The organism is Ferrovibrio sp. GW821-FHT12D07, assembly GCF_058807275.1.
The window spans coordinates 1,180,350-1,202,214 of record NZ_JBXAQN010000001.1 but is presented as its reverse complement, the minus strand read 5'-3'; the positions used below and the strand labels follow the sequence as shown (position 1 = coordinate 1,202,214).

The 21,865-nt window shown below is 65.3% G+C and carries 21 protein-coding genes; 11 read left to right on the top strand and 10 right to left on the bottom strand.

Annotated features, from left to right (window positions below):
- Positions 1-33 precede the first annotated feature (33 nt).
- The 3 genes from hrcA to AC1RRE_RS06030 all read left to right on the top strand — a co-directional run bounded on the left by hrcA (position 34) and on the right by AC1RRE_RS06030 (position 3,153).
- Positions 34-1,068 carry a heat-inducible transcriptional repressor HrcA gene (gene hrcA, locus AC1RRE_RS06040; protein ID WP_492980203.1) on the top strand — a complete coding sequence of 345 codons (1,035 nt, stop codon included), beginning with the start codon at positions 34-36 and terminating at the stop codon, positions 1,066-1,068.
- A 90-nt stretch (positions 1,069-1,158) separates the two neighbouring features.
- Positions 1,159-1,758, top strand: a complete 600-nt coding sequence (grpE, locus tag AC1RRE_RS06035; protein ID WP_492980202.1) for a nucleotide exchange factor GrpE — start codon at positions 1,159-1,161, stop codon at positions 1,756-1,758.
- 162 nt (positions 1,759-1,920) lie between these two features.
- On the top strand, positions 1,921-3,153 hold the full coding sequence (locus tag AC1RRE_RS06030; protein ID WP_492980201.1) for a sensor histidine kinase: 1,233 nt from the start codon (positions 1,921-1,923) through the stop codon (positions 3,151-3,153).
- On the opposite strand, the gene AC1RRE_RS06025 is transcribed toward AC1RRE_RS06030, so the two are convergent.
- The 3 genes from AC1RRE_RS06025 to rarD all read right to left on the bottom strand — a co-directional run bounded on the left by AC1RRE_RS06025 (position 3,107) and on the right by rarD (position 5,584).
- A complete protein-coding gene (locus AC1RRE_RS06025; RefSeq protein WP_492980200.1) occupies positions 3,107-3,739 on the bottom strand; it encodes an alpha-ketoglutarate-dependent dioxygenase AlkB family protein in 633 nt (210 codons plus the stop codon). The genes AC1RRE_RS06030 and AC1RRE_RS06025 overlap by 47 nt on opposite strands.
- A gap of 52 nt (positions 3,740-3,791) precedes the next feature.
- A complete protein-coding gene (gene pncA, locus AC1RRE_RS06020) occupies positions 3,792-4,526 on the bottom strand; it encodes a bifunctional nicotinamidase/pyrazinamidase (RefSeq protein WP_492980199.1) in 735 nt (244 codons plus the stop codon).
- An 83-nt stretch (positions 4,527-4,609) separates the two neighbouring features.
- Complete coding sequence (gene rarD, locus AC1RRE_RS06015; RefSeq protein ID WP_492980198.1) at positions 4,610-5,584, bottom strand: EamA family transporter RarD; 975 nt, start codon at positions 5,582-5,584, stop codon at positions 4,610-4,612.
- A gap of 198 nt (positions 5,585-5,782) precedes the next feature.
- Here rarD and dnaK point away from each other — a divergent pair, with 198 nt between their 5' ends.
- The 3 genes from dnaK (at position 5,783) to dapB (ending at position 9,893) form a co-directional block, all read left to right on the top strand.
- Positions 5,783-7,735, top strand: coding sequence for a molecular chaperone DnaK (dnaK, locus tag AC1RRE_RS06010; RefSeq protein WP_492980197.1), 1,953 nt, complete (start codon positions 5,783-5,785; stop codon positions 7,733-7,735).
- 109 nt (positions 7,736-7,844) lie between these two features.
- Entirely contained in the window at positions 7,845-8,996 is a 1,152-nt protein-coding gene (dnaJ, locus tag AC1RRE_RS06005) for a molecular chaperone DnaJ (RefSeq protein ID WP_492980196.1), read from the top strand.
- An 87-nt stretch (positions 8,997-9,083) separates the two neighbouring features.
- A complete protein-coding gene (gene dapB, locus AC1RRE_RS06000; protein ID WP_492980195.1) occupies positions 9,084-9,893 on the top strand; it encodes a 4-hydroxy-tetrahydrodipicolinate reductase in 810 nt (269 codons plus the stop codon).
- Here the strand turns inward: dapB and AC1RRE_RS05995 are convergent.
- Entirely contained in the window at positions 9,890-10,396 is a 507-nt protein-coding gene (locus tag AC1RRE_RS05995; RefSeq protein ID WP_492980194.1) for a DUF2244 domain-containing protein, read from the bottom strand. The genes dapB and AC1RRE_RS05995 overlap by 4 nt on opposite strands.
- 133 nt (positions 10,397-10,529) lie before the next feature.
- On the opposite strand from AC1RRE_RS05995, the gene AC1RRE_RS05990 reads away from it, so the two are divergent.
- The 3 genes from AC1RRE_RS05990 to AC1RRE_RS05980 all read left to right on the top strand — a co-directional run bounded on the left by AC1RRE_RS05990 (position 10,530) and on the right by AC1RRE_RS05980 (position 13,466).
- Entirely contained in the window at positions 10,530-11,756 is a 1,227-nt protein-coding gene (locus AC1RRE_RS05990) for a threonine ammonia-lyase (RefSeq protein WP_492980193.1), read from the top strand.
- 74 nt (positions 11,757-11,830) lie between these two features.
- On the top strand, positions 11,831-12,592 hold the full coding sequence (locus AC1RRE_RS05985; protein ID WP_492980192.1) for an SDR family oxidoreductase: 762 nt from the start codon (positions 11,831-11,833) through the stop codon (positions 12,590-12,592).
- A gap of 112 nt (positions 12,593-12,704) precedes the next feature.
- Complete coding sequence (locus AC1RRE_RS05980) at positions 12,705-13,466, top strand: glutamine amidotransferase-related protein (protein ID WP_492980191.1); 762 nt, start codon at positions 12,705-12,707, stop codon at positions 13,464-13,466.
- On the opposite strand, the gene AC1RRE_RS05975 is transcribed toward AC1RRE_RS05980, so the two are convergent.
- A complete protein-coding gene (locus AC1RRE_RS05975; RefSeq protein ID WP_492980190.1) occupies positions 13,407-15,329 on the bottom strand; it encodes an RsmB/NOP family class I SAM-dependent RNA methyltransferase in 1,923 nt (640 codons plus the stop codon). The two genes, AC1RRE_RS05980 and AC1RRE_RS05975, sit on opposite strands and share 60 nt — an antisense overlap.
- A gap of 134 nt (positions 15,330-15,463) precedes the next feature.
- Between AC1RRE_RS05975 and AC1RRE_RS05970 the strand changes: the two genes are divergently transcribed.
- The gene (locus tag AC1RRE_RS05970) at positions 15,464-16,246 is read left to right on the top strand and encodes a creatininase family protein (protein ID WP_492980189.1); all 783 of its coding nucleotides are present in this window, start codon (positions 15,464-15,466) and stop codon (positions 16,244-16,246) included.
- A 9-nt stretch (positions 16,247-16,255) separates the two neighbouring features.
- On the opposite strand, the gene AC1RRE_RS05965 is transcribed toward AC1RRE_RS05970, so the two are convergent.
- Positions 16,256-16,600: a hypothetical protein gene (locus AC1RRE_RS05965; RefSeq protein WP_492980188.1), complete on the bottom strand. Its 345-nt coding sequence runs from the start codon at positions 16,598-16,600 to the stop codon at positions 16,256-16,258.
- A gap of 109 nt (positions 16,601-16,709) precedes the next feature.
- A complete protein-coding gene (gene hutI, locus AC1RRE_RS05960; RefSeq protein ID WP_492980187.1) occupies positions 16,710-17,954 on the bottom strand; it encodes an imidazolonepropionase in 1,245 nt (414 codons plus the stop codon).
- 71 nt (positions 17,955-18,025) lie between these two features.
- Between hutI and AC1RRE_RS05955 the strand changes: the two genes are divergently transcribed.
- The gene (locus AC1RRE_RS05955; RefSeq protein ID WP_492980186.1) at positions 18,026-19,405 is read left to right on the top strand and encodes a formimidoylglutamate deiminase; all 1,380 of its coding nucleotides are present in this window, start codon (positions 18,026-18,028) and stop codon (positions 19,403-19,405) included.
- Here AC1RRE_RS05955 and argE read toward each other — a convergent pair.
- From argE to apaG, 3 genes are all read right to left on the bottom strand, one after another.
- Positions 19,382-20,587 (bottom strand): acetylornithine deacetylase, encoded by a 1,206-nt coding sequence (argE, locus tag AC1RRE_RS05950; RefSeq protein WP_492980185.1) that lies wholly within the window; start codon positions 20,585-20,587, stop codon positions 19,382-19,384. The genes AC1RRE_RS05955 and argE overlap by 24 nt on opposite strands.
- Before the next feature lie 82 nt (positions 20,588-20,669).
- A complete protein-coding gene (folE, locus tag AC1RRE_RS05945) occupies positions 20,670-21,302 on the bottom strand; it encodes a GTP cyclohydrolase I FolE (RefSeq protein WP_492980184.1) in 633 nt (210 codons plus the stop codon).
- 20 nt (positions 21,303-21,322) lie between these two features.
- Positions 21,323-21,715, bottom strand: a complete 393-nt coding sequence (gene apaG / locus AC1RRE_RS05940; RefSeq protein WP_492980183.1) for a Co2+/Mg2+ efflux protein ApaG — start codon at positions 21,713-21,715, stop codon at positions 21,323-21,325.
- Positions 21,716-21,865: the final 150 nt, after the last annotated feature.

Sequence of the window (21,865 nt, the reverse complement as noted above, 5' to 3'; positions counted from 1 at the left end):
ACTGGGCCCCGGCATCTTCTTAAGTCTGGTGGCATGATCCAGGAAATGAGCCAGCGCAGCCGCGACATCCTGCGGCTTGTGGTCGAGACCTACATGACCACGGGCGAGCCCGTGGGCTCGCGCTTCCTGTCGAAAAAGCTGGAACACCGGCTGTCGCCGGCCAGCATCCGCAACACCATGGCCGATCTGGAAGAGGCCGGCCTGCTCTATGCCCCGCATACATCGGCAGGCAGACTGCCGACCGAAAGCGGGCTGCGGCTGTTCGTCGACGGTCTTTTGCAGATGGGCGACCTGACCCAGGACGAGCGCAGCTCGATCGAGGGCCGCTGCATGTCGTCGGGCCGCGGCTTCCAGGATGTGCTGACCGAGGCGACCACGGTGCTGTCGGGTCTGTCGGGTCATGCCGGCATGGTGGTGGCGCCGAAGGTGGATGCGCCGCTGCGCCATGTCGAATTCGTGCCGCTGGGCCCGGGCAAGGCGCTGGTGGTGATGGTGTCGGACTCCGGCCAGGTCGAGAACCGCATGCTGGACATCCCGACCGGCTTCACGGCCGAAGCGCTGGCCGAAGCCGGGCAGTTCATGTCGCAGCGCCTGAAGGGCCGCACCGTGGCCATCGGCCGCAGCGAGATACTGAAAGAGCTGGAGCAGCGCCGCGCCGAACTCGACCAGCTCTCGGCGCGCGTGGTGGAAGCCGGGCTGGCCGTGTGGGGCGGCGAGCCGGATCGCGGCACGCTGATCGTGCGCGGCAGCGCCAACCTGCTGGATGACGTGGCGGCGATCGCCGACCTGGAACGCATCCGCAATCTGATGGAAGAGCTTGAGAATACCGAAGAGATGCTGCGGCTGATCGAGCTGACCCAGGGCGGCGAAGGCGTGCGCATCTTCATCGGTTCGGAGAATACGCTGTTCCGCCGCGCCGGCTGTTCGCTGATCGTGGCGCCGCTGCAGAACCAGCAGCAGCGCATCGTCGGCGCCATCGGCGTGATCGGGCCGACGCGGATGAATTACGCCCGCGTGGTGCCGATGGTGGATTTCACGGCCCAGGTGGTCGGCCGCCTGCTCGGCTGACTGTATTTTGACGGCGGATTGCCCGCCCACCCCTTTTAAACCGGCCCCGCTCTCCGTATATGCAGGGGCCTGTAAAGAGACCCGAAGATCATGAGCCAGACCGATAACGACCGCATTGAACCCACCCTGTCGACCGGCCCCCAGCAGGCCGAGACCCAGCCGCAGGCCGCGCCCGCTGAGGACGCGCTGGCGAAGGCGCAGGCCGAGGTGGCCGAGCTGAAGGACCGCCTGCTGCGTCAGGCCGCCGATGCCGAGAACCTGCGCAAGCGCCTGGATCGCGAGAAGGAAGACGCGGTCAAGTTCGCGTCGGGCAAGTTCGCCAAGGACGTCCTGAGCGTCGCCGACAACCTGCGCCGCGCGCTGGAGAATGTGCCGAAAGAGGCCGGGACATCCGAGCCAGTGCAGAATCTGGTTGCCGGCATCGAGGCGACCGAGCGGGAACTGCTGTCGGTGTTCGAGCGGCACGGCATCGCCCGCATCGACCCCAAGGGCCAGCGCTTCGATCCCAACCTGCATCAGGCGATGTTCGAGATCGAGGACCCGACTGTGGCCGCAGGTACGGTGCTGCAGGTGATCGCGGCGGGCTATGTGCAGCAGGGCCGCCTGCTGCGCGCCGCCATGGTGGGCGTATCCAAGGGCGGGCCACAGCCCGATGCCCAAGCCGGCCAAACCATCAATACGCAGGTCTGAATCGCCCAGATGAGTTAACTGGCCAGCCACACGCTGAAGTGGACGGGAATTGCGGTTCCCGTCACACACCTCGACAAATCCGGGTAAACATCCGCCTTTGTCAAAAAAGCGCAATCTGCCTGACCGATAGTCCCCCCGAACGACGGGGGATCACCGGTGGACATGATGACATCCGAGGCGCTCGAGACGATCGGGACGGTGGCCGTGCCGCTGCCGCCCGTACCCGCCACCATGCGCTGCGAGGATGTCGATCTCCGGTTCCAGGCCGATCCCGACCTGGGCGCGCTGGCCGTGGTGGACGGCACGCGCCCCGTCGGCCTGATCAACCGCTATGACCTGATCACCCAGCTCTCCCGCGATTTCGGCCGCGCGCTCTATGCCAAGAAGCCGGTCGGCGACCTGATGGACCGCAACCCGCTGATCGTCGATGCCAGCATCAGCGTCGACAAACTGGAAAGCCTGATCGCCGACGAACACCAGAGCGCACTCTTACGCGGCTTCATCGTCACCCGCGCCGACCGTTATTACGGCGTCGGCACGGCCTTGTCGCTGCTGCAGCTCGGCATGGCGCGCAGCGAACGGCGCAATCGCGCGCTCGACCGCGCCCGCCAGCAGGCCGAGGAAGCGTCTTTGAGCAAGACGCGCTTCCTGGCCAACATGAGCCACGAACTGCGCACGCCGCTGAACGCCATCATCGGTTTCGCCGAGATCATCCAGAAGCAGATTTTCGGCGCGCTGGGCAATGACCGCTATGTCGAATACGTCAACGACATCCAGTCCAGCGGACAGCACCTGCTGGGCCTGATCAACAACATCCTCGACATGTCGAAGATCGAGAGCGGCAGCTGGCGCATCCAGCCCGAGATGACCGATCCGGCCGAGATCATGGAAGCCTGCATCCGCACCTTCCGCGAACGCGCCGAAGGCCGTGGCGTGTTCATCAGCATGATGGTGGATGCGCGGCTGTTCGAGGGCTTTGTCGATCGCCAGGCACTGCGGCAGATCCTGCTCAACCTGGTGTCCAACGCCGTGAAATTCACGCCGCCCGGCGGTCGCATCGAAGTGGGCTCCGCGCCCGACGAGGATGGCGGCTTCACCGTCTGGGTCACCGATACCGGCATCGGCATCGCGCCCGAGCATATCTCCATCGTGCTGGCGCCGTTCGGCCAGGTCGAGAACGACCTGACCCGCCAGTATGAAGGCACCGGCCTGGGCGTGCCGCTGGTGAAGTCACTGGTGGAGATGCATGGCGGTCGCTTCGAGATCAATTCGGCATTGGGCGAAGGCACCACCATGCGCGCCTGGTTCCCGCCACCCCCCGGAGGCATTCTGGGCGGCAATCAGACCATCATGTCGACGCTGACGGGCGCGTCACCCGCCGCAATGTCAGATTGATGCGGCCACCGCCGGGAATCAGCCGGCTGGTGCCTTCCATCACGCGGTCGATGCCGTGATAGGCCAGCCGCGCCTTGCCGCTCAGCACCAATACATCGCCGGATGCCAGCTTGAACGAGCGCGTCGGATCTTTCCGGGCCGTGCCGCCGATGCGGAACAGCGCGTCATCGCCGAGCGAGATCGAGACCACCGGCGCAGTCATGTCGATCTCGTCGCGATCCTGATGCAGGCCCATCTTCGCTTTTGAATCGTAGCGGTTGATCAGGCAGCATTCCGGCACATGGTCGTAATCGGCCACCGACCACCAGACCGACAGCAGCGATTCAGGGATCGGCGGCCAGGCCAGGCCGGTCTCGGGGTGTTCGGCGATGTAGCGGTAGCCGCCGGCCTGATCGGAATACCAGCCCAACGGGCCGGCATTGCTCATCGCCACACTCATGCGCTTGCCGGTCTTCGGCATCATGGCGTGGTAAGGCGGCGCGACTTCCAGCAGGGTCAGCACCGTCTGCGCGAGCGCGCGCTGACGCTCCCGGTCGAGCAGACCGGGGAAGAGACGGAAGCCATCCAGAGACTCGCGCGGGGGCATGGCACCAATGTGGCGCGCTGCCGCCCGCTGTCCAGTGCCGACTCCGGCGGGCTCAGGCGATGGCGAGGTCGCCTGACTGGATTCGCTTCACGCCGGCGGCCTTCATCGAGGTCCATGACTTGGCCAGCGAGCCCTGCGCATCGATGCCGCGGCAAGCATCCTCGATCACGAAGGTCTCGAAACCCTGCTTGCGCGCATCCATCGCCGTCCAGGCAACGCAGAAATCGGTGGCCAGGCCGACCACAAAGACGCGCTTGATGCTGCGCTGTTTCAAATAGCCACCGAGCCCGGTCGAAGTCTTGCCGTCGGCCTCCATGAAGGCGGAGTAGCTGTCGACGTTCTTGTGGTAGCCCTTGCGGATCACCAGCTGTGCATGCGGGATGCTGAGGTCTTTCACGAGAGACGCGCCCTCGGTGCCCTGCACGCAGTGGTCGGGCCACAGCACCTGGTTGCCATAGGGCAGTTTCACGGCTTCAAACGGCTTCTTGCCGCTATGCTGCGAAGCAAAGGACACATGGTCGGCCGTATGCCAGTCCTGCGTCAGCACCACATTCTCAAAGCCCTTGGCGATCTTGTTGATCAGCGGGACGATCACGTCGCCTTCTTTCACGGCGAGGCTGCCGCCGGGCACGAAGCAGTTCTGCACATCGACCACGATCAGCACGCTGCCGTTGCCGGGCTTGATCTTGGCAGCCGCAAAGCCGCCGTTCGCCAGGCCGAGCGACAGAGCGCTCGCACCCCAATACATCGAACCCAGACCCATCATCATGTGACGCCGGTTGATCATGAGACATCCCCGCTGTTGGTGAATAGCCGGGACCAAGCAAACGCCCTTTGTTTCCGGGCGTCCAATGCTTTTTTCGCTGCTTGCTATTCGGGCAGAGTGACGGCCGGTTTGCGGGCAGCCTGCCAGGAATGCGCGCTGTAGATCAGCAGCGCGCCCCAGATGCAGCCAAACGCTACGGCATGAATCGCGGTGAAGGCCTCGCCCCACAGCAGGACAGCCAGCAGGAACTGCAGGCTGGGCGACAGATACTGCAGCAGGCTCATGGTCGCGACCTTGAGCCGCCGCCAGCCGGCGGCAAACAGCACCAGCGGCGCAGCGGTGACCGGCCCGGCCAGCAACAGCAGCACATGCGTCCAGCCATCGGCAGCGCCGAACACACCGGTGCCCTGCCCGCCCAGCCAGAAGAGGTAGCCCAGCGCAAAGGGCAGCAGCACCATGGTCTCGATAGTCAGGCCGATCAGGCTATCGACGGGGAAGCGCTTGCGCAGCAGGCCATAGAAGCCCCAGGTGACCGCAATCAGGATCGACAGGTAGAAGCCATCATCGGCGGTGCCGGCCAGCAGCACCAGCACGCCGATGCCGGCCAGGCCGAAGGCACCCCATTGCACGGCGCTGACGCGCTCTTTCAGTACCAGCCGGCCCAGCAGCACGGCAAACAGCGGGTTGATGTAATAGCCCAGACTGCAGGCCATCACCTGCCCGCGATCGATGGCCCAGACGAAGGTCAGCCAGTTGATCACCAGGAAGACCGCCGTGCCGGCCAGCACCAGCCGCAGGCGGGGATTGTTCAGGATTGCCCACCATTCGCGCCGCTTGCCGAAGGCCAGGACCAGCCCGAGGCAGAGCAGGCAGGACCACAGGATACGATGGGCATTCAATTCCAGGGTCGGAATCCCGGCCGCGCCGGTGGCCTTGAAATAGATCGGCGAAATTCCCCAAAGAAAATAACCACCTAGGCCCAGCGTAATGCCGGACCAGGGGATGCCGGATGCCGAGGTGGCGGAATGGCCGGGACCGGCCGGGCGAGTCGGGGCCGGCTGGGGGGCGCTCTCGGACATCGGGTTTCCTCAAAACTCCGGGCCCGGGGTGGGCAAATCGCCCGTATGGCCCGCTTTTCTGGACATTTTTTCGACCCACCCGTTGCGGGACGGAGGGGGCCCTCTTACATACCCCGCGAACGCTTGAACCAAAAGGGGTCCGCCCCGGCGCTTCCCTCATGAAGGCCGTCTCGGACCGCCGCCAAAAGGAGTGAGATTATGGCCAAAGTCATTGGCATCGACCTGGGTACCACCAATTCCTGCATCGCCATCATGGATGGCAAGACGCCGAAGGTTGTCGAGAACGCCGAAGGCGCGCGCACCACGCCGTCGATGGTCGCCTTCAGCAAGGACGGCGAGCGCCTTGTCGGCCAGCCGGCCAAGCGCCAGGCCGTCACCAATCCGGAAAACACGCTGTTCGCCGTGAAGCGCCTGATCGGCCGCGCCTATACCGATGACGCGACCCGCCGCTTCACCGAGATGGTCCCCTATAAGGTGGCCAAGGGCGACAACGGCGACGCCTGGGTGGAAGTCCAGGACAAGAAATACAGCCCGAGCCAGGTCTCGGCCTTCATCCTGCAGAAGATGAAGGAAACCGCCGAGAGCTTCCTGGGCGAACCCGTGACCCAAGCCGTGATCACCGTGCCGGCCTACTTCAACGACGCCCAGCGCCAGGCGACCAAGGACGCCGGCCGCATTGCCGGCCTTGAAGTGCTGCGCATCATCAACGAGCCGACTGCGGCCGCGCTGGCCTATGGTCTGGACAAGACCAGCGACGGCAAGAAGATCGCCGTCTACGATCTTGGCGGCGGCACCTTCGACGTCTCGATCCTCGAGATCGGCGACGGCGTGTTTGAAGTGCGCTCGACCAACGGCGACACCTTCCTCGGCGGCGAAGATTTCGATCTGCGCATCGTCGACTATCTGGCGACCGAGTTCAAAAAGGAGCAGGGCATCGACCTGCGCAGCGACCGTCTGGCGCTGCAGCGCCTGAAGGAAGCCGGCGAAAAGGCCAAGATCGAACTGTCGTCGGCGACGCAGACCGAAATCAACCTGCCCTTCATCACCGCCGATGCCTCGGGTCCGAAGCATCTGGTGATGAAGCTGACCCGCGCCAAGCTGGAAGCCCTGGTCGACGACCTGATCCAGCGCACGATGGAACCCTGCAAGAAGGCGCTGAAGGATGCCGACCTGACGGCCGGCGACATCGACGAGGTGGTTCTGGTCGGCGGCATGACCCGCATGCCCAAGGTCATCGAGTTGGTGAAGCAGCTGTTCGGCCGCGAGCCGCACAAGGGCGTCAACCCGGATGAAGTGGTCGCCATCGGCGCCGCGATCCAGGCCGGCGTGCTGCAGGGCGACGTCAAGGACGTGCTGCTGCTCGACGTCACCCCGCTGAGCCTCGGCATCGAGACGCTGGGCGGCGTGTTCACCAAGCTGATCGAACGCAACACCACCATCCCGACCAAGAAGAGCCAGGTCTTCTCGACCGCCGAGGACAACCAGGGCGCGGTGACCATCCGCGTCTTCCAGGGCGAGCGTGAGATGGCAGCCGACAACAAGCTGCTGGGCCAGTTCGACCTGGTCGGCATCCCGTCGGCCCCGCGCGGCGTGCCGCAGATCGAGGTCACCTTCGACATCGACGCCAACGGCATCGTGCATGTCTCGGCCAAGGACAAGGGCACCGGCAAGGAACAGCAGATTCGCATCCAGGCTTCGGGCGGTCTCTCGGAAGACGACATCAAGAAGATGGTGCGCGACGCCGAGGAGAATGCCGCCGAGGACAAGAAGCGCCGTGAAGCTGTGGAAGTGAAGAACCAGGCCGAAGCCCTGATCCACGCCACCGAGAAGACCATCGCCGATCTGGGTGACAAGGCTCCGGCGGCGGAAAAGGCCGAAGCCGAGACCGGCATCACCGAGCTGAAGGCGGCGATCGAGTCCAACGACGCCGAGGCGATCAAAGCCAAGGCGACGTCCTTGAGCCAGATCGCCATGAAGCTGGGCGAGGCGCTGTACAAGAACCAGGGCGATGCAGCCGGCGCTGACGGCGCAGCTGCGGCCGGCGGCGAACAGGCAGCCGGCGGCGGAGCCTCCGCCGGAGCCGAGAAGAAGGACGACAACGTTGTCGATGCCGACTTCGAAGAAGTGAAAGACGACAAGAAAAAGAAGTAAGCGCCGGGCAACCGGCCAGCCCGGGCGCCGCGAAATCCAAGCGGCGCCCGGTTTTGCTTCGGGGGCAAATTATTTTCTGAATTAGGGCGTGGCGCCCGGGACCAGCTTGATGGCGACCAAACGCGATTATTACGAAATTCTTGGGGTGGCCAGGACCGTCAATGCGGAAGACCTGAAGAAGGCTTTCCGCAAGCTGGCGATGCAGCATCACCCCGACAAGAACCCGGGCGACAAGGAGGCCGAGCACAAGTTCAAGGAACTGAGCGAGGCCTACGAAATCCTGAAGGATGACCAGAAGCGCGCGGCCTACGACCAGTATGGCCATGCCGCCTTCGAGGGTGGTCGCGGCGGTGGCGCTGGCGGTGCCGGCTTCGACTTCACCTCCTTCTCCGACATCTTCGACGACCTGTTCGGCGAGTTCATGGGTGGCGGCGGTGCGCGCGGCGGACGCGGCAACGCCAATCGCGGCTCGGACCTGCGCTACAATCTCGAGATCACCCTGGAAGACTGCTATCGCGGCAAGGCGGCGGCCATCCGCGTGCCGACCTCGATCGCCTGCGAATCCTGCGACGGCTCGGGTGCCGAGGCCGGCGCGCAGCCGATCGCCTGCCCGACCTGCAAAGGCCATGGCAAGGTGCGTGCGCAGCAGGGCTTCTTCACCATCGAACGCGCCTGCCCCACCTGCGGCGGCGCCGGCCGCGTGATCGAAAAGCCCTGCAAGGTCTGCGGCGGTGCTGGTCGCGTGCATAAGGAAAAGACGCTCAGCGTCGACATCCCGCCCGGCGTGGATGAAGGCAACCGCATCCGGCTTTCGGGCGAAGGCGAGGCCGGCATCCGCGGCGGCGCACCGGGCGACCTCTATGTCTTCCTGAGCGTGCAGCCGCACCGGCTGTTCCGCCGCGAAGGCCAGCACCTGCATTGCCGCGTGCCGGTCTCGATGACCACGGCGGCGCTGGGCGGCAGCGTGGAAGTACCGACGCTGGATGGCGGCAAGGCCCGCATCACCATTCCGGAAGGCAGCCAGACCGGCAAGCAGTTCCGCCTGCGCGGCAAGGGCATGCCCTCGCTGCAGCAGTCAGGCTTCGGTGCCGGCCATGGCGACCTTTACATCCAGGTGATGGTCGAGACGCCGGTGAAACTTTCCAAGCGCCAGCGCGAGCTGCTGGAAGAATTCGCCCAGCTCGACGGCGAGGAAAGCAGCCCGGAAAGCACCGGCTTCTTCGATAAGGTCAAGGAGATGCTCGGCGGCAAGGCCGAGTAGGCACAGCCCCTCTCCTACCCGTGACGAACGGCCGCCAAGTCGCTAGACTGGCGGCCGTTTTCGTTTGTCCGCCCGAGGGGAAAGTTCATGTCCGCAGTTCGCATCGGCATCGTCGGCATCGCCGGCCGCATGGGCCAGGCGCTGGTGCGCGAGATCGCCAATACGCCCGGCGCCGCCGTCGGCGGCGGCACGGAGCGTCCCGGCTCGGAATTCCTCGGCAAGGATCCCGGCCTGCTGGCCGGCGTGGATGCGACCGGCGTACAGATCATCGACGATCCGGCCGTGATGTTCGGCAATGTGGACGCCGTACTCGACTTCACCGTTCCCGCCCTGCTGCCGCAGCATGCCGCCTTGGCCGCCCAGGGCCGCACCGCCTATGTGGTCGGTACGACGGGTCTGGAGGCCGAACATTTCGCCGCCCTGGAAAAGGCCTCGCATCACTGCGCCGTGGTGCAGGGCTATAACATGAGCCTGGGGGTCAACATCCTGGCCGGCCTGACGCGCCAGGTGGCGGCCTCGCTGGGCGAGGACTGGGATATCGAGATCGTCGAGATGCATCATCGCATGAAGGTCGATGCGCCAAGCGGCACTGCCATTCTGCTGGGCGAGATGGCGGCGCTGGGCCGCGGCAAGCCGCTGGACAAGATTTCCGATCGCGGCCGCGACGGCATCACCGGTGCCCGCAAGAAGGGCGACATCGGTTTCGCGGCGCTGCGCGGCGGCAATGTCGCTGGCGAGCACAGCGTGATCTTCGCCGCCGATAACGAGCGTATCGAACTGACCCATAAGGCGACCGACCGCAGCATCTTCGCGCGCGGCGCGGTGCGGGCGGCGGTCTGGACCCATGGCAAGCTGCCGGGCCTGTACCGCATGGCCGATGTGCTGGGCCTGAACTAGACGGTTTCGAGGTCGCGGATGCCGGCATCGGGCGGCTGGCGCCAGCGCCACAGCGCCTGACGCAGCGCTTCCGCCAGCACGCGGCGTTCGTCGGGGCTCAGGAAGGCGCCGAGCGTGAGCGCGCGGCCATGGCTCCAGACACGCAGCCGGGCACTGTCGTCATCCTCGCATTCGACCCGCAACCAGTAGGGCTGCAGCCGCCAGACCTTTTCCCGGCCGTAGAGATCGACCCGGCGCACCACCAGCGCCTCGCGCTCCAGCCGGATGTATTCGCGCGCCCGAGCCTGGCGATAGCTGTATTTGAAGGCGAGCCAGACCAGCACCACATCGGCACCGCAGAACATGAAGACCGGCCAGGCGCCGAACAGCCAGAAGGCCGTGCCGGCGGCGAAGTTCACCAGCACCACGAAGACCATCAGGCTGATGAAGCCGCGCGGCCCCAGCGAGCGATGCGGCTTCAGCATGATCTCGAAGACCGGCGGCTGAACAGGCGTCGTTTCCATGACAGGCAGGCTAATCCGGCCGAACCAATCCGCCAAGCGGAAGTGAACCATCCAGCCGGCCATCAAATCGCCGTGACCCCCGGGAAAGCCTCGATTATACTCATGTAATCAACGCCTTCAGGACACCCGTTCGATGACCAGTCTCGCCCCCACCATCACCCTGAGCGACGTGCGCGCCGCCGCCGACCGCATCCGCGGCGCGGTCGCCGAAACGCCCTGCCTGCATTCGCGCACGCTGTCGGACCTGACCGGCGCGCAGGTCTGGCTGAAATTCGAAAACCACCAGTTCACGGCGAGCTTCAAGGAGCGTGGCGCGCTGAACAAGCTGCTGCAGTTGACCGAGGCCGAACGCAAGCGCGGCGTCATTGCCATGTCGGCCGGCAACCATGCGCAGGGCGTGGCTTATCATGCGGGTCGCCTCGGTATACCGGCAACCATCGTGATGCCGAAGATCACGCCCTTTGTGAAAATCCGCCATGTGCGCGCCTTCGGCGCCCGTGTGGTGCTGGAAGGCGAGACGCTGGCGGAATCGGCCACCATCGCACACAAACTGGCCGCCGAGCAGAACCTCGTTTTCGTGCATCCTTACGATGACCCCGCAATCATCGCCGGCCAGGGCACGGCGGTGCTGGAGATGCTGCAACAGGCCCCGAGCATCCAGGACCTGCTGGTGCCGGTCGGCGGCGGCGGGCTGATCGCCGGCATCGCCACGGCAGCCAAGTCGCTGAAGCCCGATCTGCGCATCTTCGGCGTCGAGGGCGAGCTTTACACCGCGATGTACCAGCAGATGCACAACATGCCGGTCAGCGTTGGCGGCATCTCGATCGCCGAGGGCATCAGCGTGCGCGACATCGGCCTGGCGCCGATGGATGTGGCACGCCGGCTGGTGGATGACGTGCTGATCGCGCGCGAGGCCGATATCGAACGCGCCATCGTGGCGCTGGTCGAGATCGAGAAGACCGTCGCCGAGGGCGCCGGCGCAGCCGGCCTGGCCGCGCTGATGACCCAGCCCGAACGCTTCAAGGATCGCCATGTCGGCATCGTCATCACCGGCGGCAATATCGACACCCGACTGCTCGCCTCGGTGTTGATGCGCGGGCTGGTGCGCGATGGACGGCTGGCCCGCGTGCTGGTCACCACCGATGATGCGCCGGGCCGTCTGGCCAAGGCGTCGGGCGTGATCGGCGCGGCCGGCGTCAATATCGTGGAGGTGGCGCATCAGCGCCTGTTCACCCTGGCCTCGGCCAAATCCACCGAGATCGAATTCGTGGTGGAAGCCCGCGACCGCGCCCACCTGCAGGACCTGCTGAAAGCGCTGGCCGAAGCCGGCCTGCCGGCCAAGATCGAGGAAGCGGACTGAATTGACGTTGCGGCAGGTTTGCCCCGTCGCCAAGAACCCGGCTATCCTCCGGTCAAAGAAACCGGGAGGACATCATGGGCCGCGTAGCCAATAAAGTCGCGCTGATCACCGGCGGAGCCTCGGGGCTCGGCAAGGCCACCGCCATCATGCTGGCCAAGGAAGGCGCGAAAGTCGCCGTCGCCGACCGCAACCTGGATGGCGCGCGCGCTGTCGCCGACGAGATCGGCAAGGCCGCCATCGCCGTCAGCCTGGACGTCACCAATGAGCAGCAGTGGCTCGCCGCGCTGGACGTCGTGGATGCCGCTTTCGGCAAGCTGAACGTCATGGTGCATTCCGCCGGCGTCGGCGTGATGAAAAGCGTGGAAGACATCAGCGTCGAGGAATGGCATTTCGTCCACAACGTGAACCTGCACGGCCCCTTCCTCGGCATCAAGCACGGCCTGCCGCGCATGAAGGCCCATGCGCCGGGCTCGATCATCATTATCTCGTCGGTCTCGGGCATCATCGCCGGCCACAACATGTCGGCCTACAACACCTCGAAGGCCGGCGCGCGCATGCTGGCCAAGACCACGGCGCTGCATTGCGCCAAGCGCGGCTACAACATCCGCTGCAACTCGGTGCACCCCACCTTCATCGACACGCCGATGGTGCAGGGCATGATCCATGCTGGCGGCGATCCGGCAGAACGTCGCCGCAAGCTGGAAGCGCAGGTGCCTCTCGGCCGCCTGGGCGAAGCTGACGACGTGGCCAGTTGCATCCTGTACCTGTCGTCGGATGAGTCGAAATTCGTCACCGGTACGGAATTCGTACTGGATGGCGGCATTACCGCCCAGTAACCGGGACACCTGTCCGGACCAATCGGCGCTGGTCCGTGGCAGCGGTCACAGGTGACTGGCAAGTAATCTTCTCAGATCAGGCGAAACCCGCCATAGTCGAGGCATGAACGCCATGGCGGACAGGCCTTCCATCCTGATGATCGTGCATCAGGAAAGCTCCGATCCCGGTCGCATCGGCGAGAAGCTGCGCGGCCTTGGCTACCATCTCGACATCCGCCGGCCCTGCCTGGGGCAGGACTTGCCGACCAGCATGGACGGCCATGACGGCTGCGTTGTCTTCGGCGGACCGATGTCGGCCAATGACGACCATCTGGATTTCATCCGCCGCGAAATCGACTTCATTCCCAAGGCTGTCGCCAGCGGCAAGCCTTACCTGGGCATCTGCCTCGGTGCGCAGTTGCTGGCGCGTGCCGGCGGCGCGAAAGTCGCGCCTCACCCGGATGGCTGGCATGAGATCGGCTATTACACGATCAAGCCGACCGCGCGCGGCCGCGCCTATATCCCCGCGCCGCTGCCGATCTTCCAGTGGCATGGTGAAGGCTTCGATCTGCCGCGCGGCGCCGTGCGGCTGGCCTCTACCGGCTGGTTCCCCAACCAGGCCATGCGCATCGGCAAGACCGCCTTCGGCCTGCAATTCCACCCGGAAGTGACGCAAGACATGATGGAACGCTGGGCGCGCGGCGCCGGCCATCGACTGGTGCTGCCCGGCGCGCAGGCGCGCGACCAGCTCCGCGCCAACTGCGCCAGATACGATGCCGGAATCAGCAGCTGGCTCGATGGCTTCCTGACGCGCTGGCTCGAGTCAGGCGCGCGGTCAGGTGTCGCGCTGCAGGATCGCCGCAAAGAATCCGTCGGTGCCCTGGCGGCCGGGTGACAGGCTGAGATAAGGCCCCGGCACCGGGCAGGCGCTGCCCAGCAGTTTCGCCCAGACCTCATTGACCGCGACGATCCGGAAATCCGGATTGCGCTTCATGAAGGCCTCGATCTGCTCCTCGTTTTCCTGGCGCAGCACCGAGCAGGTGACATAGACCAGCCGGCCACCATCGCGCACCAGCTTTGCGGCGCGATCCAGGATTTCGGCCTGGCGCGGCACCAGCTCGTTCAGGTCGCGCTGCTCCAGACGCCATTTCGCATCCGGCTTGCGCCGCCATGTGCCAGTCCCAGTGCAGGGTGCATCGACCAGCACGCGATCGGCCTTGCCGGCATGACGCTTCACCCATTTGCCGTCGATCTCGCGCGTTTCGGCGTTATGCACGCCGGCGCGGCGCAGCCGCAGTTTGGCCTGCGTCAGCCGGCCGACATTCACATCCATCGCGACCAGACGACCGTTGTTGCCCATGGCAGCAGCCAGCACCAGCGTCTTGCCGCCGGCACCCGCGCAGTAATCGACCACGAATTTCGCGCCCTTGGCATCGACAAGCTGGGCCGCGAGCTGCGAGCCCTCGTCCTGCGGCTCGACCAGGCCCTCGGCATAGGCCTTGGTATTGTTGGCATAGGCGCGCGGCGACAGCCGCAGGCCCACCGGCGAATAGGGCGCGTGCTGGCTGGACAAGCCTTCGGACTGCAGTGCGGCGGTTGCGGCCTGGCGCGTGGTCTTCAGCGTGTTGACGCGCAGATCAAGCGGCGCCGGCCGCAGCATGGCGGCAAGCTCCAGTTCCAGATCGGCGCCGAAACGCTGCTTGAACAGCGGCATGATCCAGTCGGGCACGCTCATGCGCGCCGAAAGCGGCATGTCGGGATGCTCCAGTGTATGGCCTTCCAGCCGGCGCAGCAGTGCCTCGACAGCATCGTCGGGCGCGAACATCTGCAGCAGGCCATCGGCCTTGGCGCCCATCTGCAGGATGCGGTAGGCAGACAGACGCAGGCGGTTGTCGGGCGGCAGCGCGGTTTTCCCCTGCGTGATCCACCAGTCGATGCGACCGCGCAGGCGCAGCACGTCTTCCGACAACTGGATCAGCGCATCGCGTTCGGCCTCGTCGAAGCCGCGATGATGATCGCGCATCCACTTGTGGCGCACGCGATCAGCCGGCTCGCGGCTGGACGAGATGGCATCCAGCAACGCAATCGCGCCCTCGGAGACCTTGCGGCTGCCCATCGGGCGCAGATGGCTGGGACGGCGATCCTTCAGACCATTGCCGCCCTTCACGGTGCGGCTGTCGCGCTCCGGACGATCAGGACGGAAGGCCGAACGGTCTTCGCGGCGCGGACGGTCGTCGCGAGATCGATCATCGCGGCGCGGGCCGCGCTCACTCCGCGCGTCGCGATCGCCCCGGCTGTCATCCCGGGATGGACGGGCAGGCTTGCCGCCGAACCGATTGCCCGGATGACGATCGTCGGGATGGCGCGTATCCGGCTTGGGCGGCTTGCGCGCCCGATCGGTGCCCCGATCAGTGCGATGGCCGTCGGTGCGCGGCTCCTCCACCGGGCGTTCCGGACGACGGGTGTCCTTGGCGCGAGCATCCTTGGCTGGCGGCCGCTTGGTGCCGGGAGCAGCCTTGGCGCTGCCGCCCTTTCTGAAGCCATCCTTCTTGAAACCGTCGGATTTGGACTTGAAGCCTTCGGAGCGGGCAGAACCGCCCGGCTTGGCGCCAGGCTTGGTTCCGGCCTTGCCGCCGGGCCGGGATTCGCGTGCCGGCCCCTCGCCGCGCGGCTTCTGGCCGGCAGGACGGCCTGAGGACGGCCGGCTGGAAGACGGGCGATCAGAGGATGGGCGACGGCCGGAGGGCGGACGGGGCACGGCAGGCTCGTTTGCTTTAGGGGAAATATGGCCCTGTCATAGGCTCCGGCGGCCCCCACGACAAGCATCTGGTCTGGCCCCTGCCCCATGCTAAGCTTGCCGCAACCAATCTCGAGAGACCGCGTTAATCCATCGTGACCGCTTCTCCCCGCCCGCGCTCCGGCTACCGCCTGGCCGACCTGACCTGGACCGAAGCCGCCGACCTGCTGGGAGACGACCTGCCGGTCATCCTGCCCATCGGGGCCGCCAGCCGTGCCCATGGCCCGCATCTGCCGCTGGGCGCCGACCGGCTGATCGTCGAGGCCGTGGCCGAGCGGCTGCTGGCCAGCCTTCCCGTACTGGTCGCTCCCTGTATCAACCAGGGCTTCCATCCGGCCTTCATGGATTATCCGGGTAGCCAGCATATCAAGGCCGACACCTTCCAGGCCGTGGTGACCGAGATCGTGGAAGGCTATCTGCGCCATGGCGCCGAACGCATCCTGATCCTGAACAACGGCATCTCGACCGAAGCGCCGCTGAAGCTGGCGGCGCAGGCCATCCTGCACCAGCATGGCATCCGCATCGCCACCGCCGATCTGCCGCGGCTCGGCACCGCCGTCGCCTCCAGCGATGATCTGGACGAACGCCAGACCTCGCTGCTGCTGGCGATCCAGCCGGCGCTGGTGCGGCTGGACCGTCTGCGCGCGACCGAGTCAGACGACGATGATGAGGATGGCTTCGAACATGACGAGCCGCAGCTGCTGAGCCTGCGCCTGCCCATGCGCTACACGCCGGAGGAACGGCCCGGCGGCCTGCTGAACCGCAGTGGCACCACGGGTGATGCGAGCGGCGCGACAGCGGAAAAGGGTGAAAAGATTCTGTCGGCGATCGTCGACGAAATTACCGTCGACCTGAAACAGCTCTGGCCGGATATCTAGCGCAGGCGGTCAGACGATGCGCAGGTTGCGCGCGTTGTTGCGCAGCTTCAGGTCGTTGACCGCGACTTCCAGCACATTGATGGCGCGCTTCACTTCGTCGAGCTGCGCCTTCACTTCGGCGATCTCGCTCTTGATATCGCCCAGTTCACCATAGGTGAGCTGCGCGGCGCGCTCGTTGTCGGCGAAGAACTTGTTGTAGGCGGCGAACTGTTTCTCGATGCCGCCCATGCGGGTTTCAAGCGTGATGCGAATCTGGCTGATGCGCTGCTCGAAATTGCCCAGATGCAAAAGCAGCCATGATCCCAGCCAGAGCAGGACGATGCCGCCACCCATCACATAGAACCAGTCGCTCATACATCACCTTCCGACATCGGCATTCTACCATGTCCGGACTTGCCGCGTTATCACGACATAAACAGGATATAGGGGGAAAAGGTTTCCGCGCAATCACGCCTTTGGGTGGTTAACGGGTGATGCCGCTCACAGGACGACCGTTAAAGACCACCTGGCGAATCGGATTGAGGCCGACCTGATAGGCCAGCGCTGCCGGCCGCTCGATGTCCCAGACCACGAAATCCGCCATTTTCCCCACTTCGAGCGTGCCGACCGAATCGGCTCGTCCCAGTGCCCGGGCGGCCTGTCGCGTCACGCCGGCGAAGGCCTCGGCCGGAGTCAGGCGGAACAGCGTGCAGGCCATGCTGAGCATCAGCAGCAAGGACGTGACCGGCGAGGTGCCGGGATTGCAGTCGGTGGAGATGGCGATGCCGACGCCATGGCGGCGCAGCAGATCGATCGGCGGCAGCTTCGTCTCACGCAGGATGTAATAGGCGCCGGGCAGCAGCACGGCGATCGTGCCGGCCTTTGCCATCGCCTGCACCCCGGCCTCGTCCAGATGTTCGAGATGATCCGCCGACAGCGCACTGAAGGATGCAGCCAGCGCTGCGCCATTCTGGTTGCTCAACTGCTCGGCATGCAGCTTCACCGGCAGGCCGGCGGCTTTGGCCGCCTCGAACACGCGTTGCGTCTGGGCTGGTGTGAAGCCGATGGTCTCGCAGAAGGCATCCACCGCATCGGCAAGGCCGGCCTGTTTCGCGGCCGGAATGATCGTCTGGCAGACCAGGTCGATATAGCCGTCGGCATTGTCGGCATATTCCGGCGGCAGCGCATGCGCGGCCAGCAGCGTCGTCGCGATGCGCACCGGATGTGTCTCGCCCATGCAACGCGCCACCCGCAGGCATTTCAGTTCATTGTCGAGATCGAGGCCGTAGCCGGATTTGATCTCCAGCGTCGTTACGCCCTCGGCCAGCATCGCCTTCAGGCGCGGCAGGCTCTGCGCCAACAAGGAAGCCTCATCGGCATTGCGGGTCGCCGTCACGGTGGAGCGTATACCGCCACCGGCCCGTGCGATCTCTTCATAGGTCGCGCCATTCAGCCGCAGCTCGAATTCATGAGCGCGGTTGCCGCCATAGACCAGATGCGTGTGGCAATCGATCAGCCCCGGCGTAATCCAGCCGCCGACATCATGCACGGCGGTCTGCGGTCCGATGCCATCCCTGGGCAGGTTGGCGGCCGGGCCGATCCAGGTGATGCGGCCGTCCTTCAGTGCGATGGCGCCCTTGGTGATGGCGCCGAAGCCGTCGTCGCCGGTTTTCCCGGCCATGGTGGCCAGATCGGCACCGCGCCAGACGCTGTCCCAGAACTCGGGCATCCCTCGCCTCTACGTCTTCCGTGATCCTGCGGTTTCTGCCAACTTATATATACAAGTTGGGAGACCCCGTCATGCCTCGCTTCCTGCTGCGTCAGGCCCTGCTGTCCGATGGCTGGCACAAGGATGTGCTGGTTACCGTCGATGCCGCCGGCATGATCGCCGCCGTCGCACCGCAGGCGCAGGCTGATGGCGCAACCGTTCTGGACGGCCCTGCTCTGCCCGGTCTGGCCAACCTGCACAGCCATGCCTTCCAGCGCGCCATGGCTGGCCTGGCCGAGCGCGCGGGGCCGGGTAATGACAGCTTCTGGACCTGGCGCGAGCTGATGTACCGCTTCGCATCGCGGCTGACGCCGGAAGATGTCGAGGCCATCGCCACGCAGCTTTATGCCGAGATGCTGGAAGCCGGTTACACGGCGGTGGCGGAATTCCATTACCTGCATCACCAGCCCGGCGGGCAGCCTTACGCCGATCCAGCCGAGATGAGCCGCCGCGTGCTGGCCGCCGCCGATGCCGCCGGCATCGGCTATACGCATCTGCCGGTGCTGTATCGCTATGGCGGCTTCGGCGCCAAGGAACCGCAGGAGCGCCAGCGCCGCTTCCTGCATGACAGCGATGCTTACGCGCGGCTGCTGGATAGTCTGGCGCCTGCATTCCGGAACCGCGCCGACCGTCGCCTCGGCATCGCGCCACACTCCTTGCGCGCCGTCTCATCCGAGATGCTGCATGAGGCCATCGCGGCGCTGAACCGCATCGATCATGGCGCACCGATCCATATCCATATCGCCGAACAGACGGCGGAAGTGGATGACTGCATCGCCTGGTGCGGCAAACGACCGGTGGAATGGCTGCTGGACCAGGGCATTGTTGATGCGCGCTGGTGCCTGGTGCATGCCACGCATCTGACGCCGGACGAAATGCAGCGCCTTGCCGCCTCGAAAGCCGTGGCCGGCCTCTGCCCCACGACGGAAGCCAATCTGGGCGATGGGCTGTTTCCTGCCGTCGATTATCTGGCCGCACAGGGCCGCATCGGCATCGGCTCGGACAGCCATATCAGCGTGCATGCCGCGGAAGAGCTGCGCATCCTGGAATACGGCCAGCGCCTTGTCTCGCGCAGCCGCAACCTGCTGGCCGGTGGACCTGACCGGTCGACCGGCCGTCGCCTGTTCGATGCGGTGGCCAGCGGCGGCGCCCAGGCGATCGGCCAGCCGATGGGCATGATCAGTGTGGGTCGCCGCGCCGATTTCGTGTTGCTGGACAAGGATGCGCCGGCACTGGCCGGCAAGGACGGTGATGCCATCCTGGATGCCTGGATCTTCGCCAGCCAGGTGCATTCGCCGGTTTCAGAGGTTTATGTCGCCGGCCGCCGCGTGGTTGAAGGCGGCCGCCATATCCACGGCGAAGCGTCGGCTGCGGCGTACAGGAAGGTCTTAGCCCGCCTGATCCAGGAATGAGCGGCTGCCGGGATCGCGGCAGAAGGCGATCAGGCGACGCAGGAAGGCTTCACCCTCGGCGACCTGGCTGAGCTCGATATACTCATCGGGCTTATGCGCCTCGCGGATATTGCCCGGACCGCAAACCACTGCCGGCACACCGCCGACCTGGAAGATGCCGGCTTCGGTGCCGTAAGACACCGCATGGGTCTGGTTCTGGCCCGCCAGCTTCAGCGCCACGGTCTCGGCCGGGTTGACGCCCATCGGCAGGAAGGGCGGCACATAGGCCACCATCTGCGTATCGACCTTGGCGCCGGCGTGAATCTTCTTCATCACCGGCTCGAGCGTCTCGGTGCCGTAGCGCTTCACCGCATGGAGAATCGCCTCGTCATGTTCCGGCTTCACCGAGCGGATATCCCAGACGACCTTGCACTCCTTGGCCAGGATGTTGCGCGCGGTGCCGCCATGGATTTCGCCCACCGTGATCGTGGTGTAGGGCGGCTGGAACCGCGTGTCCTGATGTTCGGGCTTCTGGTATTCGACCTGGATGCGGTTCATCTCGGCGATCAGCTCGGCCGCCACCTGGACGGCGTTGACGCCCTGATGGGTGGCTGAGGAATGCGCTTCCAGACCATGCACCATGGTGTTGCAGGCGCAGACGCTTTTATGTGCGTTGACCACCTGCATGTCGGTCGGTTCGCCGATGATGGCCAGCCGCGGGGCCGGGCCACCGCGCTTGATGAATTCGACAATGCCATGCACGCCGAGGCAGCCGACTTCCTCATCGTAGGAGAAAGCGAAATGCAGCGGCACGCTGAGCGGCTTGGCCAGCATCTCGGGCAGCAACGCCAGGCAGAGCGCGATGAAGGATTTCATGTCCGACGTGCCGCGGCCGAACAGCTTGCCGTCGCGCTCGACCACCGTGAAGGGGTCGGTTGACCAGGCCTGGCCGTCGACCGGCACGACATCGGTATGGCCCGACAGCACGATGCCGCCGACATCCCTGGGGCCAATGGTGGCGTAGAGATTGGCCTTCTTGCCGCTCTCGTCGAAAATCTTGTCGCAGGCGACGCCGTGCTGCGCCAGATAGTCGGCGATGCAGTCAATCAGTTCCAGATTGGACAACCGGCTGGTGGTATCGAAGCCGATCAGACGCGCAATCCAGTCGAGCGAGGCCTGGGAGGCGGGCGGTGTCTTGGTCATGAAACCGGTTTAGGAGCGGATCGGGTCCGGGTCAACGATTACCGGGCCCGGACCATCGCGGACCACCCCAAGTTACCGCAGCCTAGTCGTCGCGCAGGCCGCGGCCGCTGCTGCCGATCATGGAGAGGAATTCCTGCCGGGTGCGGGAATCATCCCGGAAAGCGCCCAGCATATGGCTGGTCACCATGGTGACGCCGTGCTTGTGAACGCCACGGGTGGTCATGCACTGGTGGCCGGCCTCGATCACCACGGCGACGCCGCGCGGCTGCAGCACCTCGTGGAAGGTGTTGGCGATCTGCGCGGTCAGCTTTTCCTGTATCTGGAGCCGCTTGGAATAGACCTCGACCACACGGGCGAGCTTGGAGATGCCGACCACGCGCTTCTGCGGCAGATAGGCGACATGGGCCTTGCCGATGATCGGTACCATGTGATGCTCGCAATGGCTTTCCAGGCGGATGTCGCGCAGGACCACCATCTCGTCATAGCCTTCGATCTCCTCGAAGGTGCGTTCCAGCAGCGACTTGGGATCCTCACGATAGCCCGCGAAGAACTCCTCATAGGAGCGCACGACACGATCGGGCGTGCCGCGCAGGCCCTCGCGCGTCGCATCGTCACCCGCCCAGCGGATCAGTGTGCGCACGGCATCTTCGGCTTCGGCGCGGCTCGGCCGCGCATCATCATTGGCCTTGTTCAGGGACTTCGGTGCACTGCTCACGATGGATACTCCACTAGGGATCAGTTGACCCGACGCGCCTCATGCGGGCTGTCGAGGGAAAAGGCCGGGATCGCCACGTCGAACTGCTCGCCGCTGTCGCTGACCATCTGGTAGGTGCCCACCATGAAGCCCGACGAGGTCGGCAGCGGCGTGCCGCTGGTGTATTCAAAACTGTCGCCCGGTGCCAGCACAGGCTGTTCGCCCACCACGCCCGGTCCACGCACTTCCTGCACACGGCCCTGGGCATCGGTGATCTTCCAGTAGCGACTGCGCAGCTGGACGGTCTCCGGACCGCTATTCTCGATCTTCACGTTGTAGGCCCACACATAGTAATTCTCCTCCGGCGAGGACTGCTCGTCGAGATAGATGGGCTGCACGGTAACCGAGATATGATGCGTGGTCTGATTGTACATGGTGTCGGGTATTCCCGGGCGCGCCAGTGACGAAGCACAGCCGCAGCGGCGCCATTCGTAAAAATATTAGGGGGGGACGCCGGAATGTCCAGCCGGCGAGCGTTCAATTACCCTTGAAACAACCCTGAAACAGCAACGGCCGCCCCGTGA